This window comes from Psychroserpens mesophilus (genome assembly GCF_050617655.1).
GTDB classification, from domain to species: domain Bacteria; phylum Bacteroidota; class Bacteroidia; order Flavobacteriales; family Flavobacteriaceae; genus Psychroserpens; species Psychroserpens mesophilus_A.
In genome coordinates this window covers 1-266 of the sequence record NZ_JBODQC010000204.1, presented here as the reverse complement: position 1 = coordinate 266, position 266 = coordinate 1, and the positions used below count along the sequence as shown (strand labels likewise).

The 266-nt window shown below is 54.5% G+C and carries 1 protein-coding gene; it reads right to left on the bottom strand.

The window, feature by feature from the left end:
* Positions 1-266, bottom strand: a 266-nt coding sequence (locus tag ACRHNM_RS16960; protein ID WP_431137796.1) for a hypothetical protein, incomplete at both ends; no start/stop codon positions are given.

The window sequence follows — 266 nt, the reverse complement described above, 5'->3', positions numbered from 1 at the left end:
AATTCAAGCAGATTGCGGTCATCGTCAATGCTCAGCTGGCTGGCGTTCAAGACATACAGGATCAACGGATTGCGCAGCGAGTCCTGAATGAAACCCATGGTGACGCGCTCATGATTCTCATCCTGGCTGTTGTTCGGCCCGGGAGTATCGGTCAACACCAGACGCACATTGTCGCGATCCCGAACTGCCGAAATCGCCCCCTCGAGCTCGATCGTGGCCGTATCCTCCATTCGGTTCCATTGCTGAATCAACTCAAGCTCAGCATC